The organism is Planomicrobium sp. CPCC 101110 (assembly GCF_007859395.1).
Classification (GTDB): Bacteria; Bacillota; Bacilli; order Bacillales_A; family Planococcaceae; genus Planococcus.
The window spans coordinates 126,159-144,972 of the sequence record NZ_VOHD01000008.1; the positions used below are offsets into that span (position 1 = coordinate 126,159).

Below are 18,814 nucleotides of genomic sequence, written 5' to 3' on the forward strand. Positions count from 1 at the left end.
GAAATAGTGATAGATGGCTCTATCACTATTTCAGGCATCACTATGGGCAATGTTATTGCAGTCCAGTAAACTCGCTTGCTTCATAATAGCCGGAATCCACAAGCTCTTCTTTTACGTTTTCATTGTCAACAGTGATAACATCTGTTTGTTTCGCTTTCACTTCTACAGCTCCATTATCGTAAGAACCAGTTGTTTCAGGCTCATTTCCTTCGAGAACGGTCACAGCCATATCCATTGCATCTTTGACCAATGTACGAACATCTTTGAATACGGTCATCGACTGTTTTTCGTCGATAATGTATTGAACAGAAGCTTTTTCCGCGTCTTGCCCAGTGATGACATAGTTTGTCACTTCATCATCAGAAGCAAACACGTCTGCAATTGCACGGGCAGTCCCATCATTTGGAGCCAGTACCGCTACATCGCCCTTCAAATCAGCTCCAACACCAGTCAAATGTGTCTGTGCTTTGTTTTTCGCTTCATTTGGATCCCAGTTCGTTGTAACTTGGCCCAGTACTTTGCTCAGCTGATCACGCGAAAGTTCAGCTGTATCTTTCAATGCTTCCGCTTCGCTTGAGTTGGCGATTTTGAATGTGCCATCAGCGATTTTCGGCTGCAGCACACTCCATGCCCCTTGGAAGAACAAGAAAGCGTTGTTGTCAGAAGAAGCTCCTGCATACAAGTACAACGGAACGCCAGACCCTTCAACATTGTCGATCAAGTATTGTGCTTGAGCCGCCCCAACCGCAAGGCTGTCAAACGTCACATAGTAATCCACTGCCTCTGTATCAGTGATCAAACGGTCGTAAGCAATGACAGTGACATCATCTTGTTTGGCAGATTCTACTGCAGCTGCCGCCGCCGCACCGTCATGCGGAGCGATGATCAGCACTTTGATGCCTTTGTTCAACAGGATATCAACATTCTCTTTTTCTTTAGCTGAAGATCCTTGGCTGAACAAAATTTCGGTGGAATAATCCGTTTCAGCTAATGCATCTTTGAACCGCTGTTCATCTTGGACCCATCTTGGTTCATCTTTTGTAGGCAATACGATTCCAACGTCGACTTGGCCACCTCCGCCACCTCCGCCTTCGCTGCCGCTTCCGCCTTCACTGCCTCCTCCACACGCTGCTATAACGAGCGTCACTGCCATCAGCACCAGCAGAAGAGAGAATTTTCTCCAAGTTTTAATCATTTCCATTCCCCTTTCAACTTGTAGTTTGTTTTGCTACATATTCATTATATCCAGAGCGCCAGCTAATGTAAGCGCTATCACTAGCAATCTTTTAGCATTGCCTATACTTTTTTAACATAGAAGGCTTTATAGTAATCAAGCAAATTTCCGCATGAAAAAACCCGCTGCGGAAATTGTTTCCCGCTGCGGGTTATGTGCATTATTCTTCCTTTTCGAGAAGTTTGATCGCCTCATCAAGTTTTTCTTTTTCCTCGCCGGACATCGAAGGATATTTAGGGTTGATTTTTTCAAGCAGCTCCACCATTACTTCCGAAACAATATATCGTGAGTACCATTCATCGTCAGCGGGCAGCACATACCAAGGCGCATACTCGGTCGAAGTATGGTTGAGCATATCTTCGAATATATGCTGATAGCCATCCCAATGCTGCCGTTCCTTGACATCGTTGAACGAAAACTCCCAATTTTTGTCCGGATTCTTCATCCGTTCGAGCAGCCGTTTTTTCTGCTCTTCTTTCGACATATTAAAAAAGAACTTAACAACAGGAAAACCATTTTCCACAAGATATCTTTCAAAGTTATTGATTTGGCGATAACGGATCGCCCAAATGTTCTCATCAATCAGTTCATCAGGAAGAGGCGTCGATTCAAGCAAATCATGAATACGCGGCGCAATCACTTCTTCATAATAAGAACGGTTGAAGACGCCGATTTCCCCCCTCGCCGGCAACCCTTTGTGGAAGCGCCACATATAATCATGTGCAAGCTCTTCATCAGTCGGCTTTTTGAATGAGGTGACCTTCAGCCCTTGGGCAGTTAGGTTGGAAAAAATATAGCTGACGGCTTCGTCTTTTCCTGCTGCATCCATTGCCTGCAGGACGACAACCACTCCTTTTTCCTCTTCCGCCTGGAGCTTCAGATGCAATTCTTTCAGTTTTTGAATGCTTTCAGGAATCAGCTTTTCCTTCAGTTCTTTCTCGGCAATGCCATTCTTCACTGAGGTCGGATACATTTTCAAGTCTATTTTTTGGTCTTGCTTTGCTAAATATTTGCTTGTGTCCATTGAACCCCTCCTCGCTCTTTTCAACTGTCTATCAATGATGTTATTGCCGTTGTGATAGGAATGAAACATCTTAATAATTGGTTGGGCAAAGTTTTTTTCAGTTTACAATATCATATTTTTATCTTTTCGGCACATCATTGATTAACCTTTCGTTATCACCTATACTTCTTTTAACAATAAGAATAGTTTCTGTAATTTCCATTTCCCTTCGACATTCGCCTGCATAAAAGAGGAGGAAATCATATGAAATCGACGAGACGGGTTCCATTTGTTCTTTCCACCCTTTTGCTTGCTGCTCTCGCTTTTGGCGTCTTTTGGTATAGATCCTTTACTTCAGCTGACGATGCACCGAAAGAAATGGTAATCGATGAAGAAATAACGAATTTGGAAGTCAATGCCGAAAACACCGATATTCTTCTTCTTCCGTCCGAAAATGAAAATACGAAGCTGAACGTTACCGGAGACAGCAGAAATTTCAGTTTGAATACACATATACAAGGAAAAAATTTATCGATCGAAACCGAAAACAAAACTCAAGCCTTTGGTGCAGTTTTAGAAAAGCAACCGCTGCTGACTGTTTATCTTGGACAGCCACATCTGCTTTCGCTTACGTTAACAAGTACGAATGGAGACATACGAGCCGGGGATATCGAGGCATACGAAATTTCCGCTGAAACCAGCAAAGGCGATGTGGATTTTGAAAACATGAGTATGAAATATATCATCGCCAGAACGGACGATGGAAAAATCAGCATGAGAAAATTGGAAGCTCATTTGATAAAAGCAGAATCTGACGGAAATCTGGACATGGAGAATATATTCGGCTCCCTGACAGGAATAGCTTCCAATGGAAACATCGATATAGCACTGGATGGAGTAGCGTATTCCATGGATCTTACCGCGGAAAATGGAGGAATTGCCATTCGGAGTAAAGAACCTCCCACAGATGTCCGGTTTGAGGCGCAAGCCGAAAATGGAGAAGTTGATATTATGGGGGAAAACTCCAACAACCTTGTTTATGGTGATGGAATCTATCTGATTAAATTGGCAGCGGCAGACGGCGATATCCTCTTCACTAGCGAAAAGTAGGTAAGTTTCTTCTATAAATAACATATTGGACGGGCTGTGCCTTGATGGTGGAGGCCCAGCCCGTTCAAGCATTCATTTTAAAATCGTTTCAAATACAGCTCAAGGCGGTCGTATGTTTCGCCCATGCCTTCAATGGCCCCCATTCCGACTACTTTTTGCAGCTCTTCTTGTGAGGCAAACAGTGTCCGGCTGATAACTTTTGTGCCGTTTCCTTCTTCTAAAAAATCCGTTGTAATTTTCATAACTGGCATCCCTTCGGCCTCATTGCCGTTTTCATCAGAAAAAGCGTCTGTGTATACAAGCCGTTTCGGCCTTGTTATTTCTTCGTATACACTCTTTCCCCATGCCTCCTGTCCATCATCCGAACGCATGCAGTAATGCCACACTCCTCCGGGACGGACGTCCATTTGAGAAATGATTGTTGTCCAGCCCACCGGACCCCACCAATTCACAATATGCTCCCTTTCCGTATACATTGAAAACACCAGCTCCCCTGAGGCCATGAAAAACCGTTCCATGATCAATTCGCGTTCTTCAATTCTCGTAATTGCCGTATTTGATCCATTGTCGGCTGCCATTGGACATCCTCCTTAGTATTCGCTTGTTTCCAGCGTCAGGCAACGGGCAAGACAGCTTTCCTTTCCGATTTCTGTACCTTTTCCATCCACTCTGTTGGCAGGTTTGGCAGTGCCAGTGAATTCGTTAAAGTTCCATATCTACGATATACCCGGAAAGGAATGTTCCTGTCAAGTTGCATTCAGACTATTCAGCAAGTTTTTCCAGAAGAAAAACCGCTTAGGAAGCTTTCTCCTAAACGGTTCTCGATTTTAGCATCTTAAGATTTCGGTGCAAGTTCGACCGCTTGGCGCAAAGCTTCAACCAGGCTTTTCTCATCCGCAATGCCTGTCCCGGCAATATCGAATGCTGTTCCATGGTCAACGCTTGTACGGATGATCGGCAAGCCGACTGTAATGTTGACGCCTGACTCTAATCCAAGAACTTTGATCGGTGCATGTCCTTGGTCGTGGTACATTGCAACAACAATATCAAAATCTCCTCTTCTCGCCCGGAAGAACAATGTATCCGCAGGAAGCGGCCCTTGGACATCAATGCCTTGAGCCACAGCCTTTTCTACTGCGGGAATAATTTTCTCTTCTTCCTCCCCGTAGCCGAACAAGCCATTTTCGCCTGCATGCGGGTTGATGCCGCAGACAGCGATTTTCGGTTTTTCAATACCGGCTTTAGACAGCGTATCATGCGCCAATTGAATAACGTAGAAAACCCGTTCCGGATTGATCATATTGACGGCATCAATAATGCCGACGTGCGTTGTAACATGGATAACTTTCAAATCCGGCGCGGACAACATCATGGAATAGTCTTTTGTGCCAGTCAATTCCGCCAGAATTTCAGTATGCCCCGGATACATATGCCCGCCTTTTTGCAAAGCTTCTTTGTTCAATGGTGCTGTGCAGATCGCGTCGATTTCTTTGGCATTCGCCAGAGAGATCGCTTTCGCCAAGTATTGGAATGCTGCATTTCCGGCTTCGGGCGATACTTTGCCAATCGGAAGATCGTCTGACAATAAGTTCAGATCAAGACAATCAATAACCCCTTTTTCGAATTTCGCTTCGGAAACGTGGGTGATACGCCGAATCCCTTTTGCACTGCCGGTAAATGTTTTTGCGCGTTCCAAAATTGCTGCATCGCCAATGACGAATGAGCGGCTTGTTTCATGAACGGCGTCATGTTCAAAACTTTTCAGTATGATTTCGGGGCCGACTCCGGCCGCGTCCCCCATGGTAATCCCGATAATCGGTTTATTTGCTTGCATGCAACCCCGCTCCTTTCAAATAATCGACGGCGTTGGCAAGAGTACCCGCATTCCCGAATCCTCCCGCCTTCGTAATCGCCACTAACTCTTTCTTATTCCATTTTACCATTCCAAGAGGCACTCCCGCTTCCACTTCAAAACGCAGTTCCATATCTAAAATGTCCAATACGTTGCAGATGTCCTTGGCAGTGTCCCCTCCCGTCATGATGATGGCATCGAATTCCGCCAAGTGCAAGGCTGATTGCACCAGATGCCCAAGACCCTGGGAGATGCCTTTGCCTGTCTGGTTGACTGACCAGTCGTTTTCTTTAGCCCACGCGCTTACTTTTTCACGGTTCTCTTGTGAACCGCTAACATAAATGACTGCACTGTCCCACTTTTCGAAGTCATCCAAAGTCGCCACTCTTTGGCCTGCGTGCACCGGATCAATCAATAGTTCCAATGGATCGATTTCGATCATTTTTGTTGCCGGCCTTGCTTTTAGCACTTCTAATTGTTCTTGTGTTCTGCCCGATAAACTGCCGGAAACGACCAATACTTTGCCGATGGAGTGCGAAAGTGAATTTTTGTGGCCGCCCCTGGACAAATCCATGTACAGATGGTCAATCATCCCCGCCGATCCTGCCCAGCCGATGGAAAGCTTTAAGTTTGCTTCGATTTGTGCAAGTACCGGAAAATCTTCATCTTTTACTATATCGCACACAATCCATTTTACACCTGCCTCCACTTGTTCAAGCACCCAGTTTTCGGGATTGGCTGCATGTAAAATGTTGCGGCTCAAAACAGCCGTTTCAATGTTTTCTGCAGCGAGCAAATCCGGGATATAGCTATGGAGAACAGGGGTTTTCGGATCTTTTGCAAATTCGGTTTCCGAAACCGGAATGCCATTGACGTATAGCGTTCCTCCCTCTACTGTCCGGCCCATGCTTGGAAATGAGGGGGTGATGAATATTACATCCATTGCCGCCGCATCTTGCATTGCTTTCAATTCGGCAGCCACACTGCCGCGAAGCGTGGAATCGACTTTCTTATAGAAGGTCATGACACCCAGCTTTTTCAGCCGTTCAATTTCTTCGTATACAGCCCGATAGGCGTCTTTTGGCTGCATAGCCCGACTTTCCGTATCCACAATCCATACATCTATATCCGCATCCAACACAGCCGCACGGTCTGTGCTGTCCGCTAAAAGAACACGCGATTTCAAACCTTTTTGCGCCAGCCGAACGCCGCTGTCATTCGCTCCTGTAAAATCATCCGCAATGATGCCGATCTTAGTTGCCATAGTCCGCCACTCCTTTAAACACCTTTTCTCATCAGGCTTCCATTGTTAAAGCTGAAGCCCCGTTTTTCCAAGCGTTTCACTAAGAACGCAATGTATAAAGGCAGTAAAATTGCCGTTGTTACTGTTGAAGCCGCAACCTGTACAGTTGCAATATCAACCATTGAAGCAAAGCTCGCATTTGCCGCCGCAATAGCCGCCGGCGTCGCTACCGCATTGCCGGCCGTCGAACCTTCCGCAGCTCCAACAATCGGATTCCATTTTAATGCTTTGAAGATGAAATATCCCGCAGTTCCTGTGATGAATACGGTCATCAAGCCTAACACAATACCGCCAAGTCCGCCTTGGATAATTGCATTAAAGTCGATGCCCATTCCAAGAGCAAAGGCAAAAAACGGAATCAGTATTGAACTCCCCTGATCCAGGAAAGAACGCATATCCTCATCCAGGTTTCCAAGAATCATCCCGATTAAAATCGGCAGCAGAACGGCAATGAACGTAATTGGCGAAAACAGGCCTTCTACAAACCCCATAAAACCGAAAATAACTAAAGCTACCATCGTCAAAAATGGTCCATCGTTCAATGCTAGCAGAGAATAAGCGGCGCGGTCATCTTTGCCACCGTATTGGCCGACAAGTGCCATATACAATCCGCCATTGCTGTTGGTCATAGCTGCGATTACGGCAATCGGAGCTATGCCAAGCCACAACCCATTTTCACCGGCAAACATATAAGCGATAAGCCCGACAGCTGCACCGACTACCCATTTTGTCGTTAGTAAGGTTGCGCCTTTTGCAAGGGAGACGCCAAACATTCTTACGTTGATCTGTGCACCAGTACATAACAGGAATAAGGCAATGAGAGCGCTTGCACTATCGACGAAAAGCGCCTCTGTAAACCCGCCAATCCGAAGTAAATTCGGTGCAAAAGTATTGATTGTAGCTGCCAAAAGCAATGGAACGACCATCATTCCGCCTGGAATCCGCTCAAGAGTTGCTTTGATTTTCATTTCTTTCCCCTCTTTCATTTTTAATGAACGTTTTAAAGAAAACGCTTTCAATAATCACTATAAAACATTTGTTATAAAAAGCAACATGTAACTAATATTTTTTAGTCTAAATTTTAAAATAGTTTAATTTTGCAACATCAAGCAGAAAATAGAAACGCAAACTTAGTTTTTAAGTTTGCGCCATAGTGTCGCCCGATTTATTCCTAACCGCTTTGCAGCCTTGGTTTGATTGAACTCTTCTTCCTTCAGGACTTGTTCAATAACTTTCTGTTCTATTGCTTTTAAATCATCTTCCTTATTCAGAATAAGGAAGCCCTCATCTTGGCGCATTTGAGATCGGACAGGCACCTTAAGCAATGTGCTTTTTTCAATCACATAGTCTTTTTCAATCAGAGCCAGTTTTTTCACATAACCCTTCAATTCATCGATATTGCCGCTCCATTGAATCTTTTCCAATTCCCTCATCGCCTCATCCCGTACTTTGATCGGCTGCGTACCGAGTAATTGATGGAATTCTGTTAGAAATTGGCGTACAAGGAACGCAATATCTTCTTTCCTTTCGTTCAACTCCGGCAAATCCACTATAATGGCATCTTGCAGGCCTAATTTCTCCAAATTCTCCATTGGCATTTCCTGGACCAGCAAAATAAGCTGTACACCTGTTTCTTGGAGCGCCGTCAGTATTTTCTTGAAGTTACGCAGTTTAGTGCTTTCAATAAGCCTTGGAAATTTTAAAACTAAAGTAGAAAGGTGAAAAGACAAGAGTTCTTCCAAAGATGCTTCCAATTTCTCAACAGGCAGTGTCGCAAAGCCGCCTGTTTTCCGATGAAAGGCATGGACATAACGTGCCGTGATTTCTTTTCCGCTTCCTGTATTTCCGGCCAGCACAATTGATTCATTTGCAAGTGCCGGCTGTTCAAGCAATTGTTTGATGGCTTTCATCCGCAGGCTTTCCGCTACTAACGGAGGCAACTGCTTGATTTCTTCGAATGTCACTCCGTTCGGGTCGTGCATTGAAACGGGAAGACGCTTGAAAAAGAAGGAAACGGTTTTTCCATCTCGGTCATCGAACAAATCCGCACGTACACTCACAGCCTCCCCCTTATCATAGATGGTCCTTTGCATAGGGGAATTTCCCGCAAATGCTTGCTGGGCCAAAGAAGCCAGCTCTTCTTTTGAAAGAGGTGCCTGTTCAAAAGAAGTCCAATTCTCAAAAAGACTTTGTCCTTGATCGCCAAGGATAAGAACGTCTTGCTCCCGTTCCTTCAGCAAATGCCGCATGATTCTAAAAAGCTGCTGGTTTTTTTGCTGTGATTTGAACAGCCGGCGTGCTTCTTCAAGCGATTCCAAAATGGCTTCCCGCCCTGATTGAATCAGAAGGCCGTTCAATCCAAGCTGCGCCGCCGCATTGACAGTCACAACATCCCCCAGAATTTGCGTATATCCATCATTTTTCAGCTTCGACAATATTTTTTCCACTTCAGCAGCTTCTGTTATGGTGACAACTTTCATATCGATTTCCAATAGACTGACAATCGAAACAGCCCCTAAGGTAATATTCGAAAACCCGACCAACGCCTTTTTCTCCTGCGAATGGCCGCTTGCCAGCATGATAGAACGCAATAGATCGTAGCCTGACATATGGACATCGATAACGGGCAATCCCACAGATTCACGGATCAGCTTGGCCGTCCCACCTCGGCTGATGATGATATCAGCGCCTCCGCGTTCCATTTCACGCGCGAATTCCATTCCTTTTTCCAGATTGCCCACCTTCGCGGTTATATTCAGATCGTCATGGCCCCTCTTCAACTCTTCAATCATCGGAACCATCGCCTCGTATGGTGAAATAAATCCTATGTTGATTTTTCTCATCACGACAGCCCTCCTTTTTATTTTTCTTTTCCCTCATTATACTTCTGTTTTCAAACCTAACAGTAAAAATTATCAGTATAAAAAAACGTTCCTGAGAACAAATCCTCAGAAACGGCTGACAGTAGTGGAAGTTATATGGTTATTGGAGAAATTTTATCATCTGTCATTAGAAATTTGCGACAGTTCAACAGCTTTGTTCTGAACGATTCTGTGAGCCTGTCATCATCGCAAGCGCAAACCGATATTGCTTATGTTTCAGGCATCTTCTGTTCAATGCATTTTTTAAATTCTTCTATATCATAGATGATTTCCTGTTCATCTCCCCACTCGATATGTCCTCATGTCCAGAAAGAGACTCCTTTTTCAATGAAGGAAGTTTCGATATCGGAAAAGCAAGCTAAAATAGTGGGCGGGTAAAACTTGCCGTTTTGCCGATGAAAAGTGAATCTCTTCTTTTAAATTCAATTGGCCCCTTTGCGAATGCATTATAGCCATTTGTACATTCCTGAATTTTTTTCTATAGATTATATAACGCTAAAAGTACAATAAGGAAAATTTCAGCCTTTGCCAGTACATTCTGCCTCCTGCCTAAAAAGCCGGCCATGATTGTTCATGGCCGGCTTTTTCTTTAGAGCGCCAAAGTCATCGATAAGATGCTGTATCAGGCGTTTCAGCAGTCTTAACTTTTGCCAAAAGAACATTCGCTAAAACAAAACCTCCGGCAACGGCAATGAGCATGGTGATCAAAGAACCGAGCAGCGGCAGCTTGACCGCCATCAGGAAAAGGATGCCCACAATGATCATTGACATGATTGATACTGAGGTCCATAGAATACGGTCCCTCACTTTACTAAGCAATTCAGCGGATGGAGCTGAATTCGTTTCGGAATTAGCGGCGCTCAAAATGCCCTTTAGCCGCCGCAAATTGATGACCGGCCCCAAAAAGCTGTTGGCGAGAAGCGCTGCCAGCGATACATTTATCCACGCCATTCCCCAGCCCCATGCCGAGAACACTAAATATAAAGCCGGCGCCAAAATGATCAGCGTGCTCAACGGAAACAAGGCATCGATTTTCACAGCCAAGTTCGACCATAACCGGATTTTTTCCGTTTCTTTTGCATACAGCATGGACAACATTGCCGTTGCTAGTATGGCTATCGCCATAAACATGATCACCGCTCCTAATATGTGGAGAAATAAAACGACGTTATAGAGCATTTTACTCTTCTCCTTCAAAAAGCTTTATCCAGAAGTTTCAATTACCCTTGTATTTCAATGCCGTATTTCTGGGCAGCCGCCATCAACTTATCCATATCAGGAACGACAGTATCCGGAGGCAATTTATACTCATCTGCCGGTACACTTGCTTCAACAAAAAACTGTTCAAATCCAGCTGGCGTTACCATGAGCAAAATTCTTGAAGGAACCGTTCCTTCGCTCTTATACATATGGGCAATGCCCCGCGGTGCATAAAGGAACGTTCCAGGTTTGGCCATGATTGTTTTTTCTCCGACGGTGAATGTCAATTCTCCTTCTAAAACATAAAAAACTTCATCTTCATTCTGGTGAACATGCAACGGTGTTGCGTAGCCAGCTGGATGCAGGGATTCAATCATACCAAATGCGCCGTCCGTGTCCTTGGCAGTCGCCTTCATTTCCAGTAAGGTGCCAAGAAACCAATACGCTTTGCCTTCATCACGAGCAAATGCAAAAGCGTTATTCAGTTGCTGTCCCACTCTTCTTCCCTCCTAAGAGTTCAGCCGGATAAACGGCATTGCCATTCGTATTTTTTTACGTGTTGAAAAAAAAGCATTTCTCATAGGCCCCGGAATCTTCTAGAGCAGCTTTTCTTGATGCGTCTCCTGTATTTCTCTTGAATCGCTTTACAAAACCCCCTCCTTTAGGCAAGAGACTCATAAACAACAGCGGCAATTGTAACATCAACATTATTTTTCATCGCTTTTGAATAGGGACATGCCGCATGCGTTCTGTCCGCCAGCGCCTGCACCTTCCCCCTCTCCATGCCTTTGATTGCCACTTCCAGCCGCACCGCCAGTTTGAATCCGTTGTCTGATGAATCTGGCTGAAGCTCAACGGTCGTGGTGGTCATTGGTTCGCCATCAAGCCCTTCCGCTTTCATGATTCTGGCTAACGTAAAATTGAAACTGGTGCTGTAACCGAGCGCCAAAAAGTTTCCGGGATTAAGCCCTTCCCCAGATCCCCCCAATTCGGGTGGATGGGTAACCTTGGTGGAAAATGAACCATCCCCTAAATAACTGACTCCCTCCGGTCCGCCGACATTGGTTGCTGCTGTCTGAAATATAAACTCAGAACCAGCCATTTCGAACATCTCCTTACACGTTTTAAATTCGATTTTATTATACGCCTTTTCTTATCCAATCTCTACAATATTCAAAATATTCAATTTAATATTACAAAAACATTTACAATAAAAATTTTAATTATTTAGTCTAATCTGACTTTTTTGTGTTAAGATAACTTCATTCATTACACAACCATCAATCCAGGGCTAAGGAGGCCATCATATGACACAAAAATTGGATGCACTAAAAAAGTTGGTAGACAGCCTGCTCGAAGTTTCAGAAAAAAATGGCCACTATATCGTTGCCGAACCTTATAATATTTACTTGCGCGATCTTCAGTATTCGTTCCTTTACAAAAATTATTCGGTTGAACAAATCCAGGAAATGATCCAGATGAATTCAACGCCCTTTTCCATTGCAGAAGATGCTGAAGCCGCAGACGCTGAAAGTTTTGAAACCGAAGCCTCTGCCCCTCTCCTTCAGGAAGTGACAGAAAAATATAAAGTGATTTACAAAATCATGGCTGTTGTCGATGCAAAAAACATCAATTTTCTTGGCCAAAACTATAATATCTTCTTCAAAGTGGACACAGATGAAGATTTGATTGAAAACTTTACTGTCACCCAGCTTCAAAATATTTTAGAGCTTGTCGAAAAACAGGATGATGTTGCCTTTATCAAAGAAAGAAACCGCCAGGAAAGCAATGAAATGGATGCTTGGTGGCGAAAAAACAGCCCTTCGCGCGCCTTGAAAATTCTTCCTACCGACAGCATGGAAACAGTGTACGGCAAAGCGAAAGCGGTGCTTGAAAAAACCTCAAGCAGTTCGCCGGCCTATTCAAAAATCTTTGACTATATGAATGATCTTTATGAAATGATAGAGGCTAGCGAAGAACAGGAAAACCGTGATGAAACACTAACCTAAAAAACATCTTGGAATTTTCATTTCCAAGATGTTTTTTTTATTGCCTGCAAAAGCTGGTAAGTTACAGCAATCCGGTCTTTTCTAGCCCCCCCTCTTAAACAAGGAAATATTATTCATGCAAGTTAAAACCATCTAGTCATTTCAGCTTACATGGAGTACGATATGTTTAAAGTTTCATTTTGAACAGAAAAAATCGATTCATGAAGTCCTATATCTTCTCAAATCTTTTTGATACTTATTGCAATATTCCCTTTTAGGAGTGAAACCGTTGAGACCATTTCAATTCCTGTCCCTGTTTTTTCTGCTGATCCTTTCTATTCTGTTGGGAGCTTGCACGGCTGCCGAGGAAAATTCCTCGAATGAAAACATAGAAATGGCTATCCGCAAAACTCCTGCCGCCATTATGCCGAAAGACCTTTCTAAAACAGCGACCGCTTCTTTGTCGGCTATTGGCGATGTACTGATTCATGATTCGGTTTATTTGGATGCTGAAACAGAGAGCGGGTATGATTTCAACCCGATGTTCGCTAAAATAAAACCTTACTTGGAAAAATCCGATATTACCGTCGCCAATTCCGAAAGCATCATTGGGGGAAGCGAAATCGGGGTTTCCACCTATCCTTCCTTCAACAGTCCTTTCGAGGTGGGCGATGCATTAAAGACTGCTGGAGTGGATGTAGTAACAATGGCCAATAATCACACACTCGACCGTGGTGAAAAAGCGATTGCCAACGCCATCAATTACTGGGACAAGATTGGAATGACCCGTACCGGATCGGCTCTCTCCATTGAAGAAAGCGCTAACATAGCCACCCATACTGAAAACGGCATCACCTTTTCCTTTCTTTCTTATACTTATGGAACAAACGGCATTCCTACACCAAGCGGAAAAGACTATTTGGTCAATCGGATCGACAAAGCAAAAATCAAGGAAGATATAAAGCGGGCCAAAGCGCAGTCTGATGCGGTCGTCTTAAGTCTCCATTTCGGACAAGAATATGAACGCCTGCCTAACGATGAGCAAAAAAAATTAGCAAAGTTTTCAGCCGAACAAGGCGCGGATATCATTCTCGGCTCCCATCCGCACGTTCTTCAGCCCCCAGAATGGATTGAAACTGCAGACGGCCGGAAGAGTTTTGTCATTTACTCGCTGGGCAATTTCATTTCCCATCAACAAGACGTATATCGAAGAATCGGAGGCATTCTTCACATTACAATTGAAAAAACAGTGGATAAAGACGGATCGGAAATTCGGTTGAAAGATCCGGCATTCACCGCCACTTACGTGAAAAACACCGGCAATAGAAATTTTAAAATCGATTTGCTCGCAAATATCGATCCTGGCAGAAACAAGGAAATCCAAAAACATCTCTCCACTTGGACAAAAGATCTGAACTTCGAGTAAGTTTTCCGGCAAAGCAAAACCGGCAGTTTATCTGGCTTTCGCTGACAGCTGGATGAAAAAGAAGAAGCTGTTGCCGGCTTTGTATAAGAGTCTCAAAAGGCGCAGCAGACTATGTCTGTTGCGTCTTTTTTGATCTTCATAGCAAAAGAGAGCCGCCTCCAGCAATCTCTCGCCAAACTCCATTATCAAGTTATCAGAATATATCCGACTACTTAGCATGAACAGGGTATATTAACCTATTATAATCCTTATATTTTTAATAATAGTTTTAGAAAAAAGGTTAAACCTGTCTTTTGTACTTTTATTTAGGATGAATCAAGTAAGTCTGTTGGATATAAATTTGATATTTTGCTCTTTATACTAGAACTAGTCTCCATTGCTCTATGGATGGAAAGGAGAGAAAGAATGAAAAAGATAAAGGTAATTGTTTTCGGGTTATTATTGATCGGATTTTTTGGTTTTTCTCAACTTGAGGCCTCGGCGCATGATTCTGATCTGCATAACGGTTCTACTGGACAACAAGTAAGCGAATTGCAATCAACATTAAAAAAATTAGGGTATTTCAAAACAGGTGTTACGGGATATTACGGTCCTGTCACAGCAACCGCAGTCACGAAATTCCAGCGGGACTTCGGGATTCCTGCTACCGGCTATACCGGACCGCTTACCAATGGAATGCTTGATAAATTACATATGATGGCCCGTGTCGTTCATGGCGAGGCACGCGGGGAAAGTTATACAGGCCAAGTTGCAGTAGCGGCGGTCATTTTGAACCGTGTGGATTCTTTCCGTTTCCCGAATTCAATCAACGGCGTCATTTTCCAGCGAAACGCCTTCACTGCTGTGAACGATGGCCAGTATTGGCTAACGCCAAACACTTCTGCCTACCTGGCAGTCAAAGACGCGATGCTTGGCTGGGACCCTTCTTCGGGGGCGACATATTACTATAATCCCGCGCAGGTTTCCGACAATTGGATCTTCACACGCAACTTCATCAAACAAATCGGCAAGCATCACTTTGCCAACTAAAAAAGCTGCCCTAATGGGGCAGCTTTTTGATTTAGTTCTTATTGTCCGACCAATTCCCTAATCTGATCGACGATATTCTTGATTTCGCCAAGGGATTTGAACGCCTCATTATTCTCAAGCACGGCAGGATCCAGCGTTCCGTCTTTGATGTTATTCAAGTACAGATCAATGCCATCGAGCGCTTTGTTGTTCTGGTTCATCACCTGCTGGTGAAGGTTCGCTGCCATTTCCGGCGGTTCCAGTTCGTTGAATTCTTCTATATTGGTTTTCATCACTTGCAGACTTGCTTCCAGTTCTGCAGCCGCTTCTTTATCGCTGACCGCTTGCTTCGCCAATGCCGGTGTATCTTTTGCGAAAATTGTAGCCTCATTCGCAAATTCCGTCACTTCCGTTGCATATGTCAGTGTATTGCTTGCTCCTTCAAGGGCTGAGCAGCCGCCAAGAAATGCACCGATAAGCACCCAAAAAGCGATAGCTGTTTTCTTCAAGAAAAACCCTCCCCTATTGTTCCTATTCCAGTTGATTATACCATGAACACCGGCCACTACATAAAAAGGCGGCTTTCCATTTTGAAAACCGCTATAATGGAAAATATAAAAATGTGTATTTGTAAGGAGAAAAAAATGGCTGCTATTAAAAATTACGGAGCAATCGGCCTTATTCCCGGCTTGATCGCTTGTTTCATCATCATGCTGGCAGGAATCTATGGGGCAAAAGGAATTGGGGAACTGCTGCTGGCAACCGGCGTTTTGCCGGAAGGCAGCGCAAGCCCTGTTTCCGGGATATTTGTAGCGATACTGCTCGGAATCCTCATCCGCAACACTATCGGATTGCCAGACCTCTTCAAAACCGGCATCGGCTTTTCCGTCAAATACGCTTTGCGCGCCGGGATCATTCTGCTTGGCCTGCGATTGAGTTTAACGGAAGCCTTGAAGCTTGGCGCTTGGGGGCTGCCACTTATTGTCGCATGCATCTCAGCCGGGCTTTTCGTCACGTTATATTTTACAAGCAAACTCAATCAGTCCCAACGCCTTGGCACTTTGATTGCGACAGGAACCGGCATCTGCGGTGTGACTGCCATCATGGCGACAGCTCCAGTCATCGGGGCAAAAGAAAACGAAGTTTCCTATGCGGTTGCGAACATTACGATTTTTGGCTTGGTCGGCATGTTGTTTTATCCATATCTGGCGCATTTCTTTTTTGCCGAAGAACCGATCAAAGCAGGCTTGTTTTTGGGTACCGCCATCCATGATACAGCGCAAGTGACCGGCGCGGCCCTCATCTATGGCCAAATATACGAGTCGCCTGTGGTTGTCGATGTAGCGACTATCACAAAATTAACGCGCAATGTCTTTATCATCGCTGTGGTGCCGTTCATTTCCTTTCTATTTTTCCGCAGCAACTCAAGAAATGGCCAAGAAAAAGCTGGAACTCTCCCTAAATGGTATAAATTATTTCCCCTGTTCATCTTAGGTTTTCTGTTCCTGGCGTTCGTGCGGACAGCCGGTGATGCTACTCTTTCAGCAAGCGGCGAGGCATTCGGTTTGTTCGGCTCTGGCGCTTGGGAAAGCTTCTACAGCTTTTGGAGTTCATTCGGTTCGACGTATATGCTCGGCCTTGCAATGGCGGGTGTCGGTTTGTCGACGAATCTGAAAATCTTTAAAGGGCTCGGCATCAAGCCATTTTATATCGGATTTATTGCAGCACTATCCGTCGGTGCAGTTAGTTTACTGTTGATTTCGCTGTTCGGGGATTTGATCACAATCTAAAAAGGAGCCGCTCTCTTAGAGCGGCTCCTTTATTTCTCGCTAAAAGCGATATTGAAGGCAATAAGCGCAAATAGCGATCCCTGCAGCTGGTTGATCCGTTTAGACATGGAAGGGCTTTTTTGCAGGAAAGCGCCGACACTTCCGGCAAACATGCTGATCAAGGAAAAAATCACGAGCGCTTGAAGCAGAAACACCAGTCCGTAAACAAGCATCTGTCCCGGGATATTGCCCAGGGAATAATTGATGAATTGAGGGAACAGCGCGAGAAAAAACAGCGAAACTTTCGGGTTCAGGAGATTCATGATGACCCCTCTTTTATACAGTGCTGTGTAGCTCAAGGAACTTTCCCCGTCCAAAGAAAACCCGGAACTTTTATCGCGGAAAGATTTATAAGCCAAATACAGCAAATAAGCCGCGCCCGCATACTTGACAAGCGTAAAGGCCAAAGACGATTGGTAGACCAAAGCGGACAAGCCTACGGTCGCGGCCCCAATATGAAACAGCAGCCCCGTACACAGGCCAAGTGAAGTGGATAGCCCTGCTTTTTTCCCTTTTGCGATGCTTTGGGCCAGAACAAACAAATTGTCCGGACCAGGCATCAATGTCAATAATACTGCCGCCCCTAAAAATGCGGCGATCGATAGAAAATCCATAAGTGCCCTTTCCTTTCGCGAATTACAGAATTTATGCCATTATAGCAAACAATCTTGGCGCTGTGGACAAATTTCAGCGCAATGGATTGCAAAGTTCAAGATCGATATCAACCGGCTTGCCTGTTGCGATGTCGGCTGCCAGTTTTCCGATATAAGGGCCCATCGCTAAACCGGAAGGCCCCAATCCCGTTGCCAGCACCAATCCCTTATAAGGTTTCACTTCCCCAAGCAGCGGCAATGCATCCGGACCCATCGGACGAAAACCGATCCGGACATCTTCCAACACTCCTGCAGAAAGGCCAGGCGCCACTTTCAGCGCTTCTGACAAGACCTCATGAATTCCTCCAGCCGTTTTGCGGTAATCAAAACCTGATCCGGTTTCCCGGGTAGCTCCGGCAACAACTCTCGAATCATCAAATGCCAGCATATAATGGGTGCTTTCAGGGATGACGACCGGCCAATCGGCTGTATCTTCCCCAGGCAGCTTGATATGGGCAATCTGTCCACGCTGCGGCTCCACTTTCAATGGGATGCCGAGCGGTTCAAGAAGAGCGGGTGCCCAAGCCCCAGCAGCTGCCAGTACGGCATCCGCCAGTATCGCTTCTCCGTTTACGCTGCCGCCTGTTATCCGGTTGCCTTCCCTCAATAACACCGCTTCTCCTGAAATCAGTTCAGCGCCGTTCTTTTGTGCTGCACGCAGCAGCGCCTTCTGAAGCAAGCGCCCGTCTACACGCGCGCCTCCCGAAACAAATACCGCCTCATCAGTTCCATTCAATGGGGGAAACAGCTTTCTCGCTCCCTGGTTATTCAGCCTTGAAATCTCCCCCACTTCCGGAGCTTCTTTCTTGTTCGATTCCAGTTCGTTCTGGATCCTGTCCAATTCCTCACGTATGGAACTGATGTAAAGGGCGCCCGTTTTCCTATAGCCGAACTCCGTTTCCCCTTCTTGTTGCAAATCGGCGATCAATGACGGATAAAAAGCCGCGCCCCGTTTGGCCAGTTCGTACCAATCTTTTCCCCGCTCACTCGGGCCCCACGGACAGACGATGCCGGCACCAGCGGATGTTGCTTTTCCGGGATGTTCCTTATCTGCAATTACCACCTCTATATTCTGCTTCGCTAAATAATAGGCGGCGCTTGCACCCGCAATGCCGCTTCCTACTACAAGTACCTTCACATAAACACCTCGCCAATCGTTAGTATGTATGAGCAGTTTTTTCCTGCTTATCGGGATTCAACTGAGATTTGTATAAAATCATACCATTCGCAGAAAAATCAACCAAGGGGCAACCTGACAGATATCCATTCAAACATCCTGAACAGGTAAAGGCACCAAAAAGAGGGCACCCGTAAGGAACCGCCCTC

At 45.1% G+C, this 18,814-nt stretch carries 18 protein-coding genes; 5 read left to right on the plus strand and 13 right to left on the minus strand.

From position 1 onward, the window contains the following. Positions 1 to 52: 52 nt before the first annotated feature. A complete protein-coding gene (locus FQV30_RS12480) occupies positions 53 to 1,195 on the minus strand; it encodes a sugar ABC transporter substrate-binding protein (RefSeq protein ID WP_146500488.1) in 1,143 nt (380 codons plus the stop codon). A 199-nt stretch (positions 1,196 to 1,394) separates the two neighbouring features. After that, the gene (locus FQV30_RS12485; RefSeq protein WP_146500489.1) at positions 1,395 to 2,258 is read right to left on the minus strand and encodes a PPK2 family polyphosphate kinase; all 864 of its coding nucleotides are present in this window, start codon (positions 2,256 to 2,258) and stop codon (positions 1,395 to 1,397) included. Between the two features lie 243 nt (positions 2,259 to 2,501). Here FQV30_RS12485 and FQV30_RS12490 point away from each other — a divergent pair, with 243 nt between their 5' ends. Beyond that, positions 2,502 to 3,347, plus strand: a complete 846-nt coding sequence (locus tag FQV30_RS12490) for a DUF4097 family beta strand repeat-containing protein (protein WP_146500490.1) — start codon at positions 2,502 to 2,504, stop codon at positions 3,345 to 3,347. A 77-nt stretch (positions 3,348 to 3,424) separates the two neighbouring features. Here the strand turns inward: FQV30_RS12490 and FQV30_RS12495 are convergent, their stop codons facing one another. The 8 genes from FQV30_RS12495 to FQV30_RS12530 form a co-directional block, all read right to left on the minus strand. Further along, complete coding sequence (locus tag FQV30_RS12495; protein ID WP_146500491.1) at positions 3,425 to 3,925, minus strand: SRPBCC domain-containing protein; 501 nt, start codon at positions 3,923 to 3,925, stop codon at positions 3,425 to 3,427. A 257-nt stretch (positions 3,926 to 4,182) separates the two neighbouring features. After that, positions 4,183 to 5,181 carry a 4-hydroxythreonine-4-phosphate dehydrogenase PdxA gene (gene pdxA / locus FQV30_RS12500; protein ID WP_146500492.1) on the minus strand — a complete coding sequence of 333 codons (999 nt, stop codon included), beginning with the start codon at positions 5,179 to 5,181 and terminating at the stop codon, positions 4,183 to 4,185. After that, positions 5,168 to 6,463, minus strand: coding sequence for a four-carbon acid sugar kinase family protein (locus FQV30_RS12505; protein ID WP_146500493.1), 1,296 nt, complete (start codon positions 6,461 to 6,463; stop codon positions 5,168 to 5,170). The genes pdxA and FQV30_RS12505 overlap by 14 nt, the downstream gene beginning before the upstream one ends. Before the next feature lie 14 nt (positions 6,464 to 6,477). Continuing rightward, positions 6,478 to 7,470 (minus strand): 2-keto-3-deoxygluconate permease, encoded by a 993-nt coding sequence (locus FQV30_RS12510; RefSeq protein WP_146500494.1) that lies wholly within the window; start codon positions 7,468 to 7,470, stop codon positions 6,478 to 6,480. Positions 7,471 to 7,632: 162 nt separating this feature from the next. Beyond that, positions 7,633 to 9,345, minus strand: a complete 1,713-nt coding sequence (locus tag FQV30_RS12515) for a sigma-54-dependent transcriptional regulator (RefSeq protein WP_146500495.1) — start codon at positions 9,343 to 9,345, stop codon at positions 7,633 to 7,635. 642 nt (positions 9,346 to 9,987) lie between these two features. Then, a complete protein-coding gene (locus FQV30_RS12520) occupies positions 9,988 to 10,515 on the minus strand; it encodes a hypothetical protein (protein WP_186725644.1) in 528 nt (175 codons plus the stop codon). Between the two features lie 89 nt (positions 10,516 to 10,604). Beyond that, complete coding sequence (locus FQV30_RS12525; RefSeq protein ID WP_222434325.1) at positions 10,605 to 11,081, minus strand: quercetin 2,3-dioxygenase; 477 nt, start codon at positions 11,079 to 11,081, stop codon at positions 10,605 to 10,607. Positions 11,082 to 11,245: 164 nt separating this feature from the next. Further along, entirely contained in the window at positions 11,246 to 11,686 is a 441-nt protein-coding gene (locus FQV30_RS12530) for an Ohr family peroxiredoxin (RefSeq protein ID WP_146500497.1), read from the minus strand. A 205-nt stretch (positions 11,687 to 11,891) separates the two neighbouring features. Between FQV30_RS12530 and FQV30_RS12535 the strand changes: the two genes are divergently transcribed. From FQV30_RS12535 to FQV30_RS12545, 3 genes are all read left to right on the plus strand, one after another. Beyond that, a complete protein-coding gene (locus FQV30_RS12535) occupies positions 11,892 to 12,593 on the plus strand; it encodes a hypothetical protein (RefSeq protein WP_146500498.1) in 702 nt (233 codons plus the stop codon). 259 nt (positions 12,594 to 12,852) lie between these two features. Then, positions 12,853 to 13,998, plus strand: coding sequence for a CapA family protein (locus FQV30_RS12540; RefSeq protein WP_370512398.1), 1,146 nt, complete (start codon positions 12,853 to 12,855; stop codon positions 13,996 to 13,998). A gap of 405 nt (positions 13,999 to 14,403) precedes the next feature. Continuing rightward, a complete protein-coding gene (locus FQV30_RS12545) occupies positions 14,404 to 15,027 on the plus strand; it encodes a cell wall hydrolase (protein ID WP_146500499.1) in 624 nt (207 codons plus the stop codon). 38 nt (positions 15,028 to 15,065) lie between these two features. On the opposite strand, the gene FQV30_RS12550 is transcribed toward FQV30_RS12545, so the two are convergent. Next, positions 15,066 to 15,515, minus strand: a complete 450-nt coding sequence (locus tag FQV30_RS12550; protein ID WP_146500500.1) for a DUF6376 family protein — start codon at positions 15,513 to 15,515, stop codon at positions 15,066 to 15,068. A 135-nt stretch (positions 15,516 to 15,650) separates the two neighbouring features. On the opposite strand from FQV30_RS12550, the gene FQV30_RS12555 reads away from it, so the two are divergent. After that, a complete protein-coding gene (locus FQV30_RS12555; RefSeq protein WP_146500501.1) occupies positions 15,651 to 16,796 on the plus strand; it encodes a YeiH family protein in 1,146 nt (381 codons plus the stop codon). A 29-nt stretch (positions 16,797 to 16,825) separates the two neighbouring features. On the opposite strand, the gene FQV30_RS12560 is transcribed toward FQV30_RS12555, so the two are convergent. Further along, on the minus strand, positions 16,826 to 17,449 hold the full coding sequence (locus tag FQV30_RS12560) for a LysE family translocator (RefSeq protein ID WP_146500502.1): 624 nt from the start codon (positions 17,447 to 17,449) through the stop codon (positions 16,826 to 16,828). Between the two features lie 73 nt (positions 17,450 to 17,522). After that, positions 17,523 to 18,626 carry an NAD(P)/FAD-dependent oxidoreductase gene (locus FQV30_RS12565; protein WP_146500503.1) on the minus strand — a complete coding sequence of 368 codons (1,104 nt, stop codon included), beginning with the start codon at positions 18,624 to 18,626 and terminating at the stop codon, positions 17,523 to 17,525. Positions 18,627 to 18,814 lie beyond the last annotated feature (188 nt).

Excerpts from the sequence above, each read along its gene's own strand:
- FQV30_RS12480 (WP_146500488.1), bottom strand. The coding sequence starts at position 1,195 with ATGATTAAAACTTGGAGAAAATTCTCTCTTCTGCTGGTGCTGATGGCA.
- FQV30_RS12485 (WP_146500489.1), bottom strand. The coding sequence starts at position 2,258 with ATGGACACAAGCAAATATTTAGCAAAGCAAGACCAAAAAATAGACTTG.
- FQV30_RS12490 (WP_146500490.1), top strand. The coding sequence starts at position 2,502 with ATGAAATCGACGAGACGGGTTCCATTTGTTCTTTCCACCCTTTTGCTT.
- FQV30_RS12495 (WP_146500491.1), bottom strand. The coding sequence starts at position 3,925 with ATGGCAGCCGACAATGGATCAAATACGGCAATTACGAGAATTGAAGAA.
- pdxA (WP_146500492.1), bottom strand. The coding sequence starts at position 5,181 with ATGCAAGCAAATAAACCGATTATCGGGATTACCATGGGGGACGCGGCC.
- FQV30_RS12505 (WP_146500493.1), bottom strand. The coding sequence starts at position 6,463 with ATGGCAACTAAGATCGGCATCATTGCGGATGATTTTACAGGAGCGAAT.
- FQV30_RS12510 (WP_146500494.1), bottom strand. The coding sequence starts at position 7,470 with ATGAAAATCAAAGCAACTCTTGAGCGGATTCCAGGCGGAATGATGGTC.
- FQV30_RS12515 (WP_146500495.1), bottom strand. The coding sequence starts at position 9,345 with ATGAGAAAAATCAACATAGGATTTATTTCACCATACGAGGCGATGGTT.
- FQV30_RS12520 (WP_186725644.1), bottom strand. The coding sequence starts at position 10,515 with ATGTTTATGGCGATAGCCATACTAGCAACGGCAATGTTGTCCATGCTG.
- FQV30_RS12530 (WP_146500497.1), bottom strand. The coding sequence starts at position 11,686 with ATGGCTGGTTCTGAGTTTATATTTCAGACAGCAGCAACCAATGTCGGC.
- FQV30_RS12535 (WP_146500498.1), top strand. The coding sequence starts at position 11,892 with ATGACACAAAAATTGGATGCACTAAAAAAGTTGGTAGACAGCCTGCTC.
- FQV30_RS12545 (WP_146500499.1), top strand. The coding sequence starts at position 14,404 with ATGAAAAAGATAAAGGTAATTGTTTTCGGGTTATTATTGATCGGATTT.
- FQV30_RS12555 (WP_146500501.1), top strand. The coding sequence starts at position 15,651 with ATGGCTGCTATTAAAAATTACGGAGCAATCGGCCTTATTCCCGGCTTG.
- FQV30_RS12560 (WP_146500502.1), bottom strand. The coding sequence starts at position 17,449 with ATGGATTTTCTATCGATCGCCGCATTTTTAGGGGCGGCAGTATTATTG.